General features: G+C 74.5%; 11 protein-coding genes. 5 read left to right on the forward strand and 6 right to left on the reverse strand.

Features of this window, described 5'->3' with window-relative positions:
* Positions 1 to 83 precede the first annotated feature (83 nt).
* From WME89_RS43605 to WME89_RS43625, 5 genes are all read right to left on the reverse strand, one after another.
* Positions 84 to 2,156: an amylo-alpha-1,6-glucosidase gene (locus WME89_RS43605; protein WP_438005485.1), complete on the reverse strand. Its 2,073-nt coding sequence runs from the start codon at positions 2,154 to 2,156 to the stop codon at positions 84 to 86.
* Positions 2,146 to 4,098, reverse strand: a complete 1,953-nt coding sequence (gene treZ / locus WME89_RS43610) for a malto-oligosyltrehalose trehalohydrolase (protein ID WP_438005486.1) — start codon at positions 4,096 to 4,098, stop codon at positions 2,146 to 2,148. Before treZ ends, WME89_RS43605 begins: the two co-directional genes overlap by 11 nt.
* Before the next feature lie 364 nt (positions 4,099 to 4,462).
* The gene (locus WME89_RS43615; protein WP_438005487.1) at positions 4,463 to 6,682 is read right to left on the reverse strand and encodes an ATP-binding cassette domain-containing protein; all 2,220 of its coding nucleotides are present in this window, start codon (positions 6,680 to 6,682) and stop codon (positions 4,463 to 4,465) included.
* Positions 6,679 to 9,375, reverse strand: a complete 2,697-nt coding sequence (locus WME89_RS43620) for an ATP-binding cassette domain-containing protein (RefSeq protein WP_438005488.1) — start codon at positions 9,373 to 9,375, stop codon at positions 6,679 to 6,681. Before WME89_RS43620 ends, WME89_RS43615 begins: the two co-directional genes overlap by 4 nt.
* Before the next feature lie 110 nt (positions 9,376 to 9,485).
* Entirely contained in the window at positions 9,486 to 10,652 is a 1,167-nt protein-coding gene (locus WME89_RS43625) for an HlyD family secretion protein (RefSeq protein WP_438005489.1), read from the reverse strand.
* 167 nt (positions 10,653 to 10,819) lie between these two features.
* On the opposite strand from WME89_RS43625, the gene WME89_RS43630 reads away from it, so the two are divergent.
* The 5 genes from WME89_RS43630 (at position 10,820) to WME89_RS43650 (ending at position 17,631) form a co-directional block, all read left to right on the forward strand.
* Positions 10,820 to 11,026 (forward strand): microviridin/marinostatin family tricyclic proteinase inhibitor, encoded by a 207-nt coding sequence (locus WME89_RS43630; protein ID WP_438005490.1) that lies wholly within the window; start codon positions 10,820 to 10,822, stop codon positions 11,024 to 11,026.
* 308 nt (positions 11,027 to 11,334) lie between these two features.
* A complete protein-coding gene (locus tag WME89_RS43635; protein WP_438005491.1) occupies positions 11,335 to 11,571 on the forward strand; it encodes a microviridin/marinostatin family tricyclic proteinase inhibitor in 237 nt (78 codons plus the stop codon).
* 45 nt (positions 11,572 to 11,616) lie between these two features.
* On the forward strand, positions 11,617 to 12,615 hold the full coding sequence (locus tag WME89_RS43640; protein ID WP_438005492.1) for an MvdC family ATP-grasp ribosomal peptide maturase: 999 nt from the start codon (positions 11,617 to 11,619) through the stop codon (positions 12,613 to 12,615).
* Entirely contained in the window at positions 12,612 to 13,631 is a 1,020-nt protein-coding gene (locus WME89_RS43645; RefSeq protein WP_438005493.1) for an MvdD family ATP-grasp ribosomal peptide maturase, read from the forward strand. The genes WME89_RS43640 and WME89_RS43645 overlap by 4 nt, the downstream gene beginning before the upstream one ends.
* A gap of 175 nt (positions 13,632 to 13,806) precedes the next feature.
* Positions 13,807 to 17,631, forward strand: coding sequence for an AAA family ATPase (locus tag WME89_RS43650; RefSeq protein ID WP_438005494.1), 3,825 nt, complete (start codon positions 13,807 to 13,809; stop codon positions 17,629 to 17,631).
* 101 nt (positions 17,632 to 17,732) lie between these two features.
* Here the strand turns inward: WME89_RS43650 and WME89_RS43655 are convergent, their stop codons facing one another.
* The gene (locus WME89_RS43655) at positions 17,733 to 18,278 is read right to left on the reverse strand and encodes a hypothetical protein (protein ID WP_438005495.1); all 546 of its coding nucleotides are present in this window, start codon (positions 18,276 to 18,278) and stop codon (positions 17,733 to 17,735) included.
* Position 18,279: the final 1 nt, after the last annotated feature.

The following is an 18,279-nucleotide window of genomic DNA, read 5'->3' on the forward strand; positions in this document are numbered from 1 at the left end:
GGCCCCACGACGGCGGGAAGGCCCGCGGAGCGCGCCGAGCCGCGCGCTCGGCCGCGCTCGCGGGCTGTTGAGGGGGAGCCCGCTCAGCCCGCCGAGCGGGCCGTCCTGGCATAGGCGCGCAGCACCTCGGCCACGCTCCAGGCCTGGGCGACGCACCCGCGGGGCGTGAACGGCGGCTCGGCGTCGAAGATCTCGCTGATCGACCCGGCGCACGCCTCGTCGAGGTGCGGCGGGAAGCCGGCGAGCAGGCTGCGCGCCCCGGCGAGATCGGCGGGATACACCTTCAGCCAGGCGTCCACGAACGGGCCCATGAGCCACCCCCAGACGGTGCCCTGGTGATAGGCCAGGTCCCGCGCGCGGAGATCGCCGAAGTACTTGGGCTTGTAGTCCGGGTGCCCCGGGGCGAGCGACCTGAGGCCCACGGGCGTCCAGAGCCGCTCCTTGACCTGGTCGACGATCCCCTTCCAGTGGGCGGGATCGAGCACCGGGTTCGGCAGCGAGATCGAGAAGATCTGGTTCGGCCGGAAGGCGTCGTCGTCGCCCTGCTCGCCGTCGATCAGGTCGTACAGGTAGCCCTTCGCCTCGGACCAGAAGCGCTGGTTGAACGACACCTTGGCCTGGTCGGCGGCCTGGGTGTAGCGCCGCGACGCGCCCTCGCCGTCCGACTCGCGCACCCAGCGCTCCATCAAGCGGAGGGCGTTGTACCAGAGCGCGTTGATCTCCACCGCCTTCCCCCGGCGGGGCGTGACCACCAGATCGCCGACCTTGGCGTCCATCCAGGTCAGCTGGTAGCCCTCCTCGCCCTGGCGGACGAGGCCGTCCTTCGGGTCGACGCCGATCCCGAAGCGCGTCCCGCGGGTGTGGTGCTCGACGATATCGATCAACGTGGGGAGGACGAGCCGGAGCGTCTCGCGATCACCTGTGTAGGTGAGGTACCGATCGAGCGCGTGGAAGAACCAGAGGGTCGCGTCGGCGGTGTGATAGAGCCCGTCGTTCTTGCCCTCCGGGAACATGTTGGGGATGAGCCCGTCCTTCACGTAGTGGGCGAACGTGCGCAGGATATAGCCCGCCTCGGTGTGGCGCCCGGTGACGAGCGTCAGCCCCTCCAGGCTGATCATCGTGTCCCGGCCCCAGTCGGTGAACCAGTGATAGCCCGCGATCACCGTGCGCACCTCGTCCCCGGCCGCGCGCGCGCGGGCGGCGTCCTCGACGCGCCCGGCGGGCGTGATGAGGAACTTGTCGGCGCCGAGGATGAGCTCCGCCGACGGGCCGGTGCGGACCTCGGGCGCCGCGGCGAGCAGGAGCCGGGTCCGGCGCTTGCGCTCGGCGCGCTGCACCTCGTCCGTGGAGAGGGCGTTGATCGTCTCCCACGCCTCGGTGGAGGCGACCAGGGTCACGCTGCCGGAGACCGGCAGCTCGAGGCTGAAGCGGCCGGGGCTGTAGAACTCGCCGACAGCGTCGTAGCCGCGGCTCTGCTCGATCCGGTAGCGCACGTTGCGCAGGAGGGCGCTGTCGATCCTGAACTCGGCCCGCGCGCCCTGGACCTTGAGCCGGAGCGGCGGGAGGGCGCTCGGCGAGGCGAGCTCGTACCGGTCCTCGACCACGGTGAGCGCGTAGGGGCCCGCCACCGGCCGATCGAGCGCGCCCTCGTGCGGGCGGAAGTTCACCCACGGCTGGAGCACGATCTGGACCGGCCCCGCGCCCTCGAGGAGCGTGTACGTGACGTGGACCGTGTTCTGCCCGTGGGGCAGGAGCAGGCGCCGCTCGAAGACCATCCCCGCGCCCTTGTAGAGCCACACGGGGAGCCCGGCCTCGAGGCGGAACTCGGCGAGATCGATGACCTCCGCCGAGCTGTCGTCGTGCCACGGCTCCTGGCCGCCCATCTGATACCCCTTGCCGTCCGGGGTGAGCACGCGGGCGGACAGATCGCTGAGCATCATGGTGCGGCCGAGCGGCGCGGGCAGCGCCGAGATCAGCAATCCATGGAAGCGACGGGTCACCGCGCCGGAGATGGTGCCCGACGCATAGCCGCCAAGGCCGTTCGTGACGAGCCACTCCCGCGTGAGCGGGTCCGAGCCGTGCTCGGCGTCGTCGTGCGAGGCGGGGGCGGTTTCTCGGGACCAGACCATCATCCGACAGATCTCGTCAGCGTACATTCTTCTTGGGCTCCTCAGGGCGAGGGTTGGCGCTCGTCTTCTCGGGAACCGGCCTTCCGACCACGGGGTGGAGGAGGATCGCCGCGTCGCCCGGGATGTGAACTCCATCCTCGGTGATGACAGGTGGACTGCCTTGCCCCCCGTAACGGGGGGACTCGCTGGACCACAACGTCTCCCAGCGGCGCCCCGGCGGCGGGGCGAAGAGCGGCTCCGGCAACGATCCTCGATGGATGTCTCGCCCGAGGTTGAGGAGGAGCAACCGGTCGTCGCCCTCCTCGCCGAAGTAGCGGAGCAGGAAGGCGTGCTCGGAGAGGACCGACCCGTCGACGCCGCGCGGGCGCTGGGCCGCGATCACCGGATCGCGCCGGCGGAGCGCGATCAGGTCCTCGTGGAGGGCATAGATGCCGGCGTTCTTCTCGCGCTCCGAGAAATCGAGCTTGCAGCGCTCGAACGTCGCCGGATCGGACGGGTCGTCGAGGCGCGCGCGCACCTCGGGGGTGGCGTACGAGGGGAACTGCGCCAGGAACTCCGCCCTTCCCTTGCGCACGAGCGCGGAGAGCTCGGCGTTATGGTCCGCGAAGAAGAGGAACGGCGCCGAGGACCCGAACTCCTGCCCTTGAAAGAGCATGGGCGTCCCGGGGGCGAGGAGCAGGAGCGCCGACATTGCCCTGAATTTGCCCGGACACGTGAGGTGATAGAGCCGCTCCCCCTTCGGCGTGTTGGCGACCTGATCGTGGTTCTCCAGGAAGAGGACGAAGCGGGCCGGATCCGCGCCGAGCACCGGCGTGCCCCGCCGCTGCTTCTGCCATTCGTAGCGCTGCCCCTGGAAGAGGAACCCGTATTTCAACGCGGAGAGGAGCTCCTGGGGCGATCCCTCGTGATCGGTGTAGTAAGCCTCGTTGTGGCCGGTGAGCGCCACCTTGGCGCTGTGGTGGAAATCGTCGTTCCAGACGGCGTCGAGCCCGTAGCCGCCCCGCTCCTGGGCGCGGATCAGCCACTCTTCCTGGGACTCGTTCTCGGCCACGATGAACGTCGCCTTGCCCCCCGCGGCCTCCCGGACGCGGCGCGAGATCGCGGAGATCACGTGGTCCTTCGAGCTGTCGTAGATGTTCTGCGTCGCGTCGAGCCGGAGCCCGTCGAGGTGGAACTCCTCGATCCAGTAGCCCGCGTTGGCGATGAAGTACTCCCTCACCGCCTCGGACCGCGGGCCGTCGAAGTTGATCGCCGCGCCCCAGTCCGTCTTGTGCCGGTCGGTGAAATAGTCCTTGGAGAACTGGCTGAGGTAATTGCCGTCCGGGCCGAGGTGGTTGTAGACGACATCGAGGATCACCGCGATCCCGGCGCGGTGCGCCGCGTCGACGAAGCGGCGGAAATCGTCGGGAGCGCCGTAGTTGCGCATCGGCGCGAAGAGGTTCACGCCGTCGTACCCCCAGTTGAAGCGGCCGGGGACCTCGTTGACCGGCAGCACCTCGATCAAGGAGATGCCGATCCGGGCGAGCTCGGGCAGCTCGCGGGCGGCGGCCTCCCAGGTGCCCTCCCGCGTGAAGGTGCCGACGTGCATCTCGTAGACGACTTGCCCCTTGAGCGGGGCGCCCCGGAAGCCCGCGTCGCCCCACGCGAACGCGCCGGGATCGACCACCTCGGAGGGCCCGTGCGGCCCTTCCGGCTGCGCGCGCGAGGCGGGATCGGGATAGAGCTTCTCGTCGTCGTCGAGCCGGAAGCGGTAGCGGGTGCCGCTCGCGGCGGCCGGGACGAGCGCCGAGAAGTAACCGCCCTCCTCGGCCCGCAGCGCGGCCAGCTCGCCGCTCCCTGGCCCGGCCTCCAGGACGACCTCCACCTTGCGCCGAGCTGGCGCCCACACGCGGAAGTGCACTCCTCTGGCTGGACCGGCGAGCACCTCTGCTCCCACGGGCAACCGCCGTTTCGTCTTTGTCTCCGGCATTGAAATGAATTCTAGACAGAACAAAGGTAACGTCCAGCGCCGATGGGGGCGGCGATCCGGTTTAGAGCGCTGTTCACCTGGCGAGCGCGATGGCGCCTTACGGGATCACCTGAGAGAGCTCGGGGAGCTGCTGACGGCAAGGTACGGCACAGGTGAGTTGGCCAGTCTTGCGCGGCTCAAGAGATGCTCTGGATCTCGGGCATGTCATCACCCATGCTGCCGGGCGCCGAGCGGAGAAGAGCGCTCGACTCGCTTCATCTATATATAAGTGCCGATATGAGTCGAATGCAAAGACACGGTGATCGCCGCTACATCGGTCCGCCGCTGGGCCCCGGCGACAGGGCGCCGGCGGCCGGCTCCCCGGCTACGGGTGGGCGATGACCACGAGCGTGCGCGCGCGCCGGAGCACGCAGCGCAGCGCTTGCTCCAGCGTCTCGGGGTCGAGCGCCGCGAAGCTCTCGTCGAGCACGACCACCTCGGCGCCCTGGAGCAGCGCGCGCGCGATGTAGAGCCGGCTCCGCTCGCCGTGCGAGAGCTGCCAGCCCGTCTCGCCCACCACCTGCTCCAGCCCTCCCGGCATCCGCCCGAGCAGCTCGCCGAGGCCGAGCTCGCGGCAGATCTCCTCTGCCTCGGCGAGGTCGCCGGGCATCGGCGGCCAGCGCCTGCCCATCAGCAGGTTGTACGCGAACGTCCCGGCGAGGACGTAGTTCTCGTGGAACTGCGGCGCCGCGGCCACGCGGCGGCGCCACGCGGCGGCGCCCAGCATGTGGCGATCGAGCCCGTTCAGCAGGAGCAGCCCTGCGTCGGGCGCGCGCAGCCCCGAGAGCAGGGCGCTCAGCGTCGACTTCCCTCCCCCCGAGGGCCCCTCGAGCAGGATGCGGTCGCCCGCCGCGATCCGCAGCGAGACGTCCACCACGGCGGGGCGAGCCCTGCCCTTGTGCCGGAAGGAAAGCTCGTGCGCCTCCAGGACGGGCGGGCGGACCTCCACGTCCCCCGCGCTCTCCGCGCCGGCCGCGACCCCCGGCGCGCCGGAGGGCGACCGCCCCGCGTCGGGCGGCAGCGGCGGCGGCGGCGCCGCGCCGCGGGCGGCGGCCTGGAAGAGCGTGGAGACCTGCTCCCATGCGATCGCCGCGCTGGCGAGGCTCGACAGGCCGGCCGACAGCCCCTGGAGCGCGCGGCTCGCGAGCAGGACGCCCCCCAGCGCGACCGCGTACGTCGCGGCGGAGCCGGAGCCCGCGAGGAACGGCGGCAAGAGGCCGGCGATGCCCGCGATGAGCCAGCCGCGCGGCATCAGCGCGCCGATCTCGATCTGGCTCCGGTCGAGCTCGCGCGACCCGAGCGCGTACTGCGAGAGCGCCTCGTCCTCGCCGTGGTGCCAGCGGCCGTGGCGCTCCTGGGCGAGGCGGGTCCGGTGGCCGACCATGCGCTCGATGAGGTCGTGGGTCATCGCGAGCCGCGCCGCGGTCCAGCGCGCGCGCCGCCGGTAGAACCGCGCGCACAGCGCGACGACGAGGGCCGCCCAGGCGACGAGCAGGAGCGCGTGGAGCGCGCCCGCCGCGCCCTGGGCGAGCACGACCGCCGCCGCGACGAGCTCGAAGGCCGACGCGACCGACGCGATGCCGCCGCCCATCGCGAGCGCCTCGATCGCCTCGGACTCGATCACGCGGCCGAGGAAGCGGCCCGCGCCCTCGCTGCGCACCTCCTCGGGCTCGAGCGCGAGCGCGCCCGAGAGCAGGCGCTGCTTGATGAGCGCGCTCGCGTCGATCGCGACCACGCCGGACAGCCACGCCATGAGCTGGCGCAGCGGGACCACCGTCGCGAGCAGCAGCGCCCCGGCGAGGAGCCACCCCTCGTCGAGGTGGTCGTCGAGGATGCTGCGCCCCACGGTCATCCACACCAGGATCCAGAGCGTGTAGGCCGACACGTGGGCGGCGAGCAGGCCGAGGAGGCGGCGCGGGACCCGCGCGGCCGCGAGCTGCCGCCGGAACGGCGCGCCCGGCGGCAGGCGCAGGCTCCAGATGCCGTCGACGATCGCGGCCCCGAGGCGCTCGCGGAGCAGCGCCTGCCGCGCGCGCACGCGCCGCCGCGGCCGCACGCCCGCGCGCGCGAGGACGCGGTCGATCTCCGGGAGCACCTGCGCCTCGAGCGGGCGGGAGATGCGCCGGGTGATCGCCTCGACCGGCACGCGCGCCGTGGAGCGGTCGGCGCGGAGCACCGAGACCTCCCGCCCGCGGCGCCCCGCGATGGCGAGGAAGCGGGGCGCCTCGCCGTCGCGCAGCCACACGAGCGCGGGCGCGACGCGCAGGAGCGCGGCGTCGAGCTCGTCGTGGCGCGCCGCGATCGGCTCCGCCTCGACGCCGAGGTAGGCCGCGGCCTGATCGATCCACGCCCCGAGCGCGTCCGCGCTGCGGAGGTCTCCGGCGGTCGGGATGGGCGCCGCGACAGCGCGCGGGCCGAGGCCGCCCTCGAGCGCGAGCGCATCGAGCGCGTCGCCGAGGCGCTCTGCGGGCCACTCGATCGCGCCGAGCGCGTCGACCGCCTCGTCCGGCCGAGCTCCCCACCCGGGCTGCGCCGCCGCCGTCACCCCCGCTCGTCCTCGGCTGACGCTGCCGCGCCTTCGGCGAGCCGCCCGCGCACGACCTTCAGCCGGCGCCACCCGCCGCTCGCCCAGAGCCCTCGCTGCACTTCCGCCTCGGCCTCCAGCAGCGCGCGGTACCGCGAGCCCGGGCGCGCCGCGAGCTCGGAGGGCGCCCCGTCCTCGACCACGCGCCCGCCGTCCACGACCAGCACGCGCTCGAACGAGCGCGTCTCGCCGACGTCGTGGGTGACGCACAGGAGCGTCGCGCGACGAAAGCGCCGCCGCGCGCGGGCGAGCATCGCCCGGCGGCGCTCCCGGTCGAGCCCGCGGAACGGCTCGTCGAGGATCGCGAGCCGCGCCTCGCTCCGCAGCATCGCCCGGCCGAGGCGCACGCGCTGCCCCTCGCCGCCCGAGACGAGCCCTCCGCCCTCGCCGAGCAGCGTCTTCTGCCCCTCCGGCAGGCGCTCCAGCACCTCGCGCAGCTCGGCCTCGTCGACGACGGCGCCGAAGTCGGCCGCGTCGTCGGGCGCGCCGTAGCGCAGGTTGTCGAGGAACGACCGGTTCCAGATCTGGACCGCCGGGTCGACCCACGCGGTCTCCTCGCGCAGCGCGCGCAGCCGCTCGCCGTCGAGCGCGCGGCCGTCGACGAGCACCCTGCCCTCGCTCGCCCGGTGCCAGCCGAGCAGGACCCCGACGAGGCTCGACTTCCCCGCGCCCGAGGCCCCCACGATCGCCACGTGGCTGCCCGCCGCGATCTCGAGGTCCACCCCGTCGAGGATCACGTGACCGGCGGCCTGGATGCGCACGCGCTCGAACGCGATCGCGCAGCCCCCGCCCCCGGCGCTCGCCCGCGCCGCGTCGCCGGCGCCCGGCTCCTCCGGCGCGCCGAGCGGCTCGAGCAGGCGCAGGGCCGTGTTCCGGTGCGCCGGGTACTGGAGCAGCGTGCTCGCGAGCGCCTGCCCTATCGCCGGCAGCGCGAGCGCCCAGTAGAAGAGCAGCAGCGCCCGCGAGAGGGCGCCCCCGCGGGCGAGGAAGTCGCCGAGGATCCACGCGGCGAGCGCGAAGCCGAGCAGCGCCTGCGCCCCGTCGACGGCGAGGGCGGCGCGGAGCAGCGCGCGGCCGGCGAGCGCCCACTCCCCGAGCAGGCCCGCGTGCTGGCGACGCACGGCCCGCTCCGCCGCGTGCGCCCGGATCGGCACGAGGCCGAGGAGGGCGTCGAGGTAGAAGCTCGTGAGCGCGCCGGCGTGGGTGCGGACGCGCAGGTCCCGCTCGACGAGGACGCGGCTCCCCGCGAGCGGCAGGGCCAGCGCCACCGCGGCGCACGGCACGGCGAGGCGCGCGCTCGCGGGGTCGACCCAGAGGATGGCGGCCGTGGTGACCGCGAGATCCAGCGCCGAGCGAACGAGCTGGCCGCCGAACGCCGGCAGGCCGCGGAGCACGTGCAAGCTGTGGCCGCGCTGCGCCATGTCCGAGGCCGGACGGCTCTGGAAGTAGCGATCGCCGATGCGCGGGATCTTCGCGAGGAACGACATCCGCAGCCGGACCTCGAGGTGGCGCCCGAGCCGGATCATCCCCGTGCTCAGCGACAGATCGATGGCGAGCTCCACCGCGAGGAAGGCGGCGAGGGCGGCGAGGGCGGCGAGGCGCTGCTCGAACAGCACGAGATCGTTCGAGATCTGGAGCAGCCCACGGAAGAGGAGGCTCTCCAGCACCACCGTCCCGACGCTGAGCGCGAGCGCGCCGGCGAGCACGGCGGGCGTCAGCAGCCCGTCCTCGCGGACCATCCGGAGCAGCTCGCGCCCCGGTCGGACCCTCCGCTCCACGAGGGCGGCGGCGAGATCGGGGGAGAGCCGCGCCTCGGCGTGAGGGGGCGCCTCGCCGGGTGGCGCGGCAGCGGCGGCTCGCGGCCCGCTCCCCGGCGAGGCGCGGGCGTCGCTGGGCGGACGCCGCCCGCGGATCCGCACGAGCACCGCGCCACGCGCGACGACGAGCTCCTCCCCGGCCGGGCCGACCGGCCCGGGGCGCGCTGTCCAGAAGGGGGGCGGGATCGCCTCCTCGCGCGCGGCCTCGGGGCGGCCCGGCTCGAGCAGCGCGTCCAGCACGCGCGCGGCCTCGCGACCGCGGGCGATGCCGCCGGAGCGCACGAGGGACGCGACCATCCGCGCCCCGGCGTCGAGCGCCGCGATCGCGCGCCACCCCGGGTCCGACAGCGCCGCCTCGAGCGGCCGCGCCCCCGCGCCGAGCCAGGCGAGCCGGCGCCCGAGCGGCCGCGTGAACCCCTCGCTCGCCGCCCAGGCGCGGAAGTCCGCCGCGGGCAGCGGCAGCTCGTGCTGGTAGAGCTCGCCCTCGAGCTGCCGTCGCGTGAGCCAGCGCCGCCCCGTGCCCGGGTCCATGACCTGCACGAGGCCGCCGTGCCGGCGCCAGATCACGACGATGTGGAGCGGCCCGGTCGATTGCCGCACGATCGCCAGGGCGGGCAGCGCGTTGGCCTCGTCGAGCAGCACGTGCTCGGGCGGGAGGAGGATCTGCTGGGCCACGAGCCCGAGCTGCTCCGCGAGGTCCTCCAGGGTGTCGATCGAGGTGCCGTCGACGTCGGTCTGGCAGGCCTCGCGCAGCCGCCCGTAGCTCACGCCGATGCCGAAGCCCTCGAGCACGCACTTGAGCGTGGCCGGCCCGCAATCCATCGCCGAGGTCTGCACGACCTCCGGCGCGAGGAGCCTCCGCCTCGGGCTCGACGTCCCGCGGCGGGGCCCGGCGCTCGCTGCTCGCTCCGGCGCGGTTCGGGGCTCGGCGTCCGTCGTCCGCTCCTTCACCCGCCCGCCCCGCCGCGGACCCGCACGATCTGCCCCGCGGCCCGCAGCACGAGCGAGGCCGGCGAGACGCGCTCCGTCTCGATGACGACGCTGCCGGGGAGCCCGTGCTGCACGGGGATCGGCGACGCCGGATCGGGGCGCACGCCGAGCTCCACGCGGATGCGGCCCTCCTGCGTCTCGCTGGCGACGCGCTCGACGGTGGTGGACAGGGTGCCGTACTCGGTCCAGGGGAACGCATCGAGGCGCAGGCGTCCCTCCTGTCCGGCGCGGATCCGCCCGACGGACGAGGGCGGGAACTCCGCGATCACCCGGAGCTCGCCGGGCGGCACGACGGCGGCCACGACGTCCCCCTCGTGCACGAAGGAGCCGGCCCGCAGCACCGCGATCTCGCCGACCCGACCGGCGATCGGCGAGCGGATCTTGCGCCGCTCGATCTCGGCGAGCAGCCCCTTGATCGCCGCCTCCAGCACGATGCGCTCCCCCTCGAGCGAGGCCGCCTCGCGGTCGAGCCGCGCGAGCTCGGCCTGCTGCTCGCCTTGCCCGGCGCGCCGCTCGATACCGGTCCGCGTGGCGGCGCGGTCCAGCGCCTCGGTCGCCGAGCGCCGCGACAGCGCCTCGGCCGCGAGCCGCGCCGCCTCGGCCTCCGACACGAGCCCGTCCTGCCGCAGGCGCACGGCCCGCTCCGCCTCGAGCTCCTGGAAGCGCGCGCCCGCCTCGGCCTCCCGCAGCCGCGCCCTCGCCTCGTCGACGTGCGCGCGCGCCGCCTCGACGCCGTCGCGCAGCGCGCGCGCCCGCGCCGCGATCTCGGCGCGGAGCGGCCCCACCTGCCCCGCGATCGCCGCGAGCCGGGCCTGCTTGTCGTCGATGTCGCGGCGGAGCGGCTCCACGTCGAGCTCGATCAGGACGTCGCCGGCGGCGATCTCCGCCCCGAGGTCCAGGTGGACCGCGGCGACCCTCCCATCGAGCGGCGCCTCGACGCGATGCGCCGCCTGCCCCACCTCCAGGCGCGCGCTCACGCTCGCCTCGTACCGCCCGACGCGCGCGAGGAAGAACCACGCGAGCCAGGCCGCGAGCAGGAGCGCGCCGACCGCGACGCCGGCGATCGAGCCGCGGTGGCCGTCCGTTGCGATCGCGTGGATCGAGCGTGAGAACCCGGCGGGCATGGGTGGTTGCGCAAAGTTACACGAGCGAAGCAGGCTCAGGAAGCCGCGCCCAACGCCCGGGTGAGGCCGTTCAACATGGCAAAACTTAACGTGCAATGCGGGTCGACCGGGTCAATCATGTCCTCGGCGGCTCCGCCGCGAGGCAGTACATTTATCTGGAGGTTCCCATGGCCGATATCGATCGTGATCCCGAGCAGACCGAGCAGGGCGAGCAAACCGAGCAGGTGCCCTTCTTCGCTCGCTTCCTGGAAGATCAGAAGCGCATCCGGACCGGCGTCAAAGCCGGCGCGACGAAGAAGTACCCCTCGGACAGCGATGAATACACCACGATGAAGTACCCGTCGGACGGCGACGACGACCTGCCGTTGAAGTGAGCCGCGAGCGGCGCACGGTGGATCGATGAGTCAACCCGGCGCGCCCCCCACGCGACGACACGCAACCACACGCGAGCCCTCGCGACCCCTCCCGGACGACCGCAAGCCATCGCAAGCAGTCCCAACACTATTTAACAGAGCCGGACCCATGCGACCGGGGCGAGAGTGAAAGACAACCGCAACAGCGGAATCATGTCGCCATCATCGTTCGCGGGATGTGTCCGCCGACTTGCCTACCGCCTGGTTGCTGTTTGAGTTAGATCTCTTGTCCTCGGCGGCGTCGCCGCCACAGCATCTGGAGGTTTCCCATGGCTGATATCGATTCCCGTGAGCCCGAGCAGCAGGAGCAGAAGGACGCCGAGGCGGTGCCCTTCTTCGCGCGCTTCCTCGAAGATCAGAAGCGCGTCCGGACCGGCGTCAAAGCCGGCGGACCCGTCACGACGCTGAAGTACCCCTCCGACGGCGAGGACGGGGGCGGCGGCGGGGGCGGGGATCCCTCCGTCCCCGTCACGCTGAAGTACCCGTCGGACGGCGAGGACTTCTGAGCGTCGCATGAGCCGCCCGCCCCCCTGCGAGAGAGGCCCCCGCACGTGACGACCGCGGGCGCAAACGTCCTCCTGGTCTCTCATTCGCAGGACGACTTCGGGATCGGGCGCGTGGCGGAGGCGCTGCGACGGCGCGGCGCTCGCCCCGTCCGCCTGGACGTCGACCGGTTCCCTCGCGGCATCACCCTCTCGACGGCGCTCGGGGCCGGCGGCGCGCGCCGCCGCCTGGAGGACGCCGGCGCCGCGATCGGCGGGGACGAGATCTCCGCCGTCTGGCTCCGGCGCCTCTGGGCGCCCAGCCTCGGCGACGGCATCCCCGAGGAGTACCGCGCCGCCTGCGTGCGCGAGTCGATGGCGGCGCTGACCGGCTGGCTGCGCGGGCTCCCCGCGCGGCGGTGGATCAACGAGCCGGCGGCCGAGGAGCGCGCCCAGGACAAGCTGCGCCAGCTCGCGGCGGCCGCGTCGGTCGGCCTGCGCGTCCCCGAGACGCTGGTGACGAACGACGCGGCCGAGGTCCGCGCCTTCTTCGCGCGCCTCGACGGGAACGTGGTCGCCAAGATGCTCACGCCCTTCTCGACGAGCCTCTCGGGCGGCGCGCCCTTCGTCTTCACGCACGCCGTCTCGGCGGCCGATCTCGACGCCCTCTCCGGCCTGCGCCAGAGCCCCATGGTCTTCCAGGAGCGCATCCCCAAGGCGCGCGAGCTGCGCGTCGCCTGCGTCGACGGCCGGTGCTTCCCCGGCGCGCTCGACGCCACCCGCTACGAGTCGCTCGCGGTCGACTGGCGCCACCCGGCCGTCAACGAGGCCGGCATCGCGTGGGAGCAGGACGCGCTCCCGCGCGACGTCGAGGCGCAGCTCGGCGCGCTCCAGCGCGCCCTCGGGCTCGTCTTCGGGGCCGTCGATCTCATCCGGACGCCCGCCGGCGAGCACGTCTTTCTCGAGGTGAACCCCGCCGGTGAGTGGGGAATGCTGGAGCGGGATCTCGGCCTGCCGATCGCCGATGCGCTGGCAGAGGCGCTGCTCGCTCCGACGGAGAGCCCGTGACGGTCCTCATCATCACGCACAGCCAGGACAACGAGTGCATCGACCGCGTCGCCGCCGCGATCGCCAGGCTCGGCGGCCGGGCGTTCCGCTTCGACACCGACGCCTTCCCCGGGGGGGCGCGGCTCTCGCTGGCCGCGGGGCCCGGGGCGGGCCGCTCCACGCTGCGCACGTCGGGGCCCGGCGGGGGCGAGCTCGATCTCGGCGACGTGACCGCCGTCTGGTACCGCCGGGTCGCTCACGGCGGCGGGCTCCCCTCGTCGATGGACCCGCAGCTCCGGAGCGCGTCGGTCCAGGAGGCGAAGCAGACCGTCGAGGGCATGCTGGCGGCGCTCCGCGTCCCGCAAGTCGACCCCCTGCCGGCGGTGCGCTTCGCGTCGAACAAGCAGCTCCAGCTCGACATCGCGCGCGAGGTCGGGCTCGACACGCCGCGCACGCTCACCACCAACGACGAAGGCGCGGCGCGGGCCTTCGCCGCCGCGTGCCCGGGCGGGGTGATCGCCAAGATGCTCTCGTCGTTCGCCGTCTACCGCGACGGCGAGGAGCACGTGGTCTTCACGAACGCCCTCCGGGAAGAGGACCTCGCGGACATGCGGGGGCTCTCGCTCTGCCCGATGACCTTCCAGGAGAAGATCCCGAAGGCGCGCGAGCTGCGGGTGACGGTCGTGGGCGAGCGCGTCTTCTCGGCCTCGGTCGACTCCCAGGCGGCGCCCGGCGCCGAGGTCGACTGGCGACGGCAGGGGCTCGAGCTCATCGACACGTGGCGCAAGGACGCGCTCCCGCCCGACATCGAGACGGGCGTGCTCCGGCTGATGGACCGGCTCGGCCTCAACTACGGCGCCATCGACATCCTCCGGACGCCGGACGGCCGGCACATCTTTCTCGAGGTCAACCCGTCGGGCGAGTTCTTCTGGCTGGAGCGGACCCCCGGGCTCCCGATCAGCGAAGCGCTCGCCGAGGTGCTGCTCGGCAAGGCGCCGCGCCGCGGCTCGTGGAGCGCCTTCCTGCATTCGCACTGACGCAGCGCCGCCGGGCCGGACGCGCAGCGCCCGCCCGCCCGCCCGCTAGCGGGGCGGATCTCGGCGGGCGGGCTGGGGTTGCTTCACGAAGTGCGCCTTGACAACGCGCGAGGGTTTCGCACTTGCTATCCGTTCAGGGGCGGGTGCCCCCTCCCTGCGCCCGGCCGGCGACCTCGTGAAGATCCTAGAGCTCCACCTCCTCGCGTTCGGTCCCTTCACGGATCTCCGGCTCGATTTCTCCTCTCCGTCCGCGGGCCTCCACGTCATCTACGGCCCCAACGAGGCCGGCAAGAGCACCGCGCTGCGGGCGATCCGCGGCCTGCTCTACGGCATCCCGCACATCACCCCCGACGCCCACGTCCACCACAACACCGACCTCCGCGTCGGCGGCCGGCTCGCGGGCAGGGGCGACGCCGCGCTCGCGTTCGTCCGCCGCAAGGGGCGCGTGAAGACGCTCCGCGACCCGGAGGACAACCCCCTCGACGACGCCGCGCTCGCGCCGGTGCTCGGCGGCGTCACCGAGGAGCTCTTCCGGACCTCCTTCGGCCTCGACCACGACACGCTCCGCCAGGGCGCCGAGGCCCTGCTCCAGGGCAAGGGCGACGTCGGCCAGAGCCTCTTCGGCGCGGGGCTCGGCGGGCCGGGGCTGCAGCAGCTCCTCACCACGCTGCGCAACGACGCGGACGAGATCTTCACCCCCCAGGCGAGGACCCGCCCGCTCAACGAGGCGATCAAGGCCTTCGAGGAGGCCCGCAGCAAGGCGAAGAGCGCCGCGCGGCCGCCCGCGGACTGGACGCGCAAGCGGCAGGAGATCGACGAGGCCAGGGCCGAGCAGGAGCGCGTCGACGCGGAGCTGCGCGCGCTCCGCGCGGCCGACAAGCGGCTCCGGCGCGCGCTCCGCGTGCTGCCGCTGCTGGAGGCGCGGCGCGCGATCCTCGGCCGGCGCGCCGCGCTCGGCGACGTCGTCCTGCTGCCCGAGGCCGCGCAGCGCGACCGCGAGGACGCGCAGGACCGCGCCGCCGACGCGGGCGCCCAGGCGGAGCGGCTCCGCGCCGACATCGAGGAGCTCGAGGCCCGGCGCGCCGCGCTGCACGTCCCCGCGTCGCTCGCCGAGCTCGATCCGGGCGAGATCGACGGCCTCGTGACCCGGCTCGGCAGCCACCGCAAGGCCGCCGTCGACCTGCCGCGGGTCCGGGCGGAGCTCCACGGCCTCGAGGAGGAGGCGCGCGCGATCCTCCGCCGGCTCGGGCGCGACGCCTCGCTCGTGGAGGGCGCCGCCCCCGAGCGGCTCGAGGCGATGCGCGTCGACGTCGCGACCGAGGCGCGCATCAAGAAGCTCGCCCGCGAGCGCGGCGCGGTCGAGGCCAAGCCGCGCGAGGTCGAGCGGCTGCTCGCGGCGCACAGGGCGCGGCGCGACGCCTGCGCGCGCCGGCTGGCCGAGCTGCCGCCGGGCGAGGACCCCGCCCCGCTGCGGGGCGCGCTCTCGCGCGCGCAGAAGCAGGGCGACCTCGAGCAGCGCCTCCGCGAGGCCACCGCCGCGGCCGCGCGGCTCGCCCGCGAGGCCGACGCGCAGCGCGACCGGCTCGCCCTCGGCGCCGCGGCGGGGCGGGCGCGCCTCGACGGGGACGCGGCCGGCTCGCCCCCGGCGCAGCGGCCGCTCACCGCCGCCGAGGCGAGCGCCCTCCCCGTCCCGCTGCCCGAGACGGTCGATCAGGCGGCCGCGCAGTGGGGCGCGCTCGCCCGCGATCGAGAGCGGCTCGGCGAGCGCGCCGCCGAGGTCGAGGCGCGCCTGCGCGAGAGCGCGCGCGAGATCGACGCCCTCCAGCGCGCCGGCGCCGTGCCCACCGAGGCCGACCTCTCCGAGGCGCGCGAGCGCCGGGACGCCGCCTTCAAGGCGCTGCTGCGCGCCCTCCAGGCGAAGGGCAGCGGCCGCGCCGCGGCGGCGGCGATCCACACCGCCTCGCTGTTCGACCTCGGCGCCGACGCGCCCGCCTCGCCCGGCGCGCGCCGGCGGCCGTCGCTCGCCGCGCACGACGACCCGCCGGCGGCCCGCGGCAAGCCCGACGAGTACGCCGAGCTGGTCCGCGTCGCGGACGCCGTCGCCGACCGGCTGCGCCGCGAGGCCGACCGGGTCGCGCGCCTGGCGCGGCTGCTCGCGGACAGGGCGCGGGCCGAGGCGGATCTGGCGCAGATCGACGCGGAGCGGGCCGCGCTCGCGCGCCGCGCCGAGGAGGCCGAGGCCGCGTGGCTCGAGCTGTGGCGGCCCGCGGGCGTCGCGCCGCGCTCGCCCGAGGAGATGCGCGGCTGGCTCGGCCGCTACGCGGGCCTGACCGCCACGGTCGACCGGCTGCGCGCGGCGGAGGCGGAGGCCGAGGCGCTGCGGGCCCGGATGCAGGCGCACGCGGCCGAGCTCCACGCGACCATCGCCGCCGCCGCCGCGCGCGTCGCGTCGGGCGACGCGCGCGGCGGCGCTACGGACGGCGCCACGCGCGCGGGCTTAGCCGGTACGCCGGAGGACGCGGCGCTGCGCCTCCCGGCGCTCGTCGAGGCCGCGGAGCAGGAGCTCGCCGCCATCGAGGGCGCGGCCCGGGAGCGGCGCGAGCTCCTGCGGGAGCGCAAGGAGCTCGAGCGCGAGCTCGAGGACCTCGAGCGCGAGCGGGCGGAGCACGCGCGCGCGCTCGAGGCGTGGCGGGCCGAGTGGGAGGCCAGCGTGCGGCTGCTCGGCCTCCCTGGCGACGCCTCCGCGGACGAGGCCACGGCGATCCTCGACGAGCTCGGCGCGCTGTTCCGCAAGGCGGACAGCGCGGCCCACGAGCGCCGCCGGGTGCGCGGGATGGAGCGCGACGCCCTCGCGTTCGCGGCCGACGTCGCGGAGCTCGCGTCCCGGCACGCGCCGGACCTCGCCGCGCTGCCTGCGGATCAGGCCGCCGATCAGCTGATCAAGCGCCACCACAAGGCGCGCGCCGACCTCCGGGAGCGCGGCGAGATCGAGCACCGCCTGGCCGACAAGCGCCGCGAGCGGGACCAGCAGGAGGCGCGCCGCGCGGCCGCCGAGGCGCGCCTGGCGAAGCTCTTCGAGGCGGCGGGCGTCCCGCGCGCGGGCGACGACGCCGCCGACGTCGCGGCGCTGTCCGTGGCCGAGGAGCGCTCGCGCGAGGCGCGCCGCCTCGACCGCGAGCTCGTCGAGAACGAGGGCAAGCTCCTCGAGGCGGGCGAGGGCGCGGGCATCGCCGCGCTCGAGCAGGAGACCGCGGGCGTGGAGCGGGACGCGCTCGCGCTCGAGCTCGACCGGACGGAGGAGCGCCTCGCCGCGCTGGAGGACGAGCGGCGCCGGATCGACAGGGCGCTCGGGAGCCTGGAGCAGGAGCGCGAGCACCTCCGCGCGACGGTGGGCGCCGCGGAGGCCGCCGTCGAGGCGCAGATCTGCCTCTCGCACCTGCGCGGCGAGGTGCGCCGCTACGTGCGGGCGCGCCTCGCCGCGGTGCTGCTCGAGCGCGAGATCGAGCGCTACCGCGAGCGCAACCAGGGCCCGATCCTGGCGCGCGCGAGCGCGCTCTTCCACCGCCTGACGCTGGGCGCCTTCGCGGGCCTGCGGGTGGGCTACGACGAGAGCGAGCAGGCGATCCTCCGCTGCGTCCGCGCGGCCCCGCCCGCGCCCGCGGCGGCGCCGGCGCCGGAGGGAGCGGCGGAGCCCGCGAAGGCGCCCGTGCAGCGCGAGGTCGACGTGAGCGGCCTCAGCGACGGCACGCGCGACCAGCTCTACCTCGCGCTGCGGCTCGCGAGCCTGGAGCACCACGCCCGGACGGCCGAGCCGATGCCGCTCATCCTGGACGATCTCCTCATCCACTTCGACGACGACCGCGCCCGGGCGGCCCTCGCGGTGCTCGGCGAGCTGACCGGGATCACGCAGGTGCTGTTCTTCACGCACCACGCGCGGCTCTGCGAGCTCGCGCGGGAGGCGGTGCCGGCCGACGTGCTCCGCGAGCACCGGCTGCGGTGAAAGGCTTATCGCGCATGTGCCGGCCCAGGGAGCCAGGCAGCGCCGCGTTCAGGCGCTCATGATTCGTTGACAGTTCCCAGCGGCGAGGGACGAATGGCTTCCTACTTCGCCTCGCGCCGCGCTCCCAGGCGGCGGTGAGGCTGGGGGGGAGCCCCGTCCTCCAGCCATCTGGAACACCCCTCTGTCTCCCGGCCGGGGTTGGCCCAGACGACGCGTTTCAAGGCGCGCACCCGCGTTGAAACTGCGCTGAAGAGCGCTCGTACCTGCTCATCCAGCGAGACCACGATGTGGTCCGTCGCCTGCGCGGCCTCGATGAGGTGCGCGTCCTTCAGCATGGCGCGTCGATCGCGATCGGTCGCCGACGCGCCGTCGATCGCATCGCGCAGCTCAACATCCTCTGGAACGTTGACGTACAGCGACTGCTTGCGGGCGACCATCGCGGTTCGCCACTGCATCGCAAAACCGGACGCGTGTTTCTTCCACTCCGAGCTGACAGCGGGCGTGAGCACGATGTGATGACCTACGGCGAGCGTCGTCTTCAGGAAGTCGCGGCACTGCTTGGGGAGGGGGTAGGCCGCGTCCTCGCCGCCTGCGGCCCGGGCCACCGAGGCGTCGATGACGAGTCGACGCGAGACCTTGGTCCGCATC

This window comes from Sorangium sp. So ce321 (assembly GCF_051530195.1).
Taxonomy (GTDB): Bacteria; Myxococcota_A; Polyangia; order Polyangiales; family Polyangiaceae; genus Sorangium.

What these genes read in the sequence shown, in the direction of transcription:
- WME89_RS43605 (WP_438005485.1), bottom strand. Translation starts at nt 2,156, where the DNA reads ATGTACGCTGACGAGATCTGTCGGATGATGGTCTGGTCCCGAGAAACC.
- treZ (WP_438005486.1), bottom strand. Translation starts at nt 4,098, where the DNA reads ATGCCGGAGACAAAGACGAAACGGCGGTTGCCCGTGGGAGCAGAGGTG.
- WME89_RS43625 (WP_438005489.1), bottom strand. Translation starts at nt 10,652, where the DNA reads ATGCCCGCCGGGTTCTCACGCTCGATCCACGCGATCGCAACGGACGGC.
- WME89_RS43630 (WP_438005490.1), top strand. Translation starts at nt 10,820, where the DNA reads ATGGCCGATATCGATCGTGATCCCGAGCAGACCGAGCAGGGCGAGCAA.
- WME89_RS43635 (WP_438005491.1), top strand. Translation starts at nt 11,335, where the DNA reads ATGGCTGATATCGATTCCCGTGAGCCCGAGCAGCAGGAGCAGAAGGAC.
- WME89_RS43655 (WP_438005495.1), bottom strand. Translation starts at nt 18,278, where the DNA reads ATGCGGACCAAGGTCTCGCGTCGACTCGTCATCGACGCCTCGGTGGCC.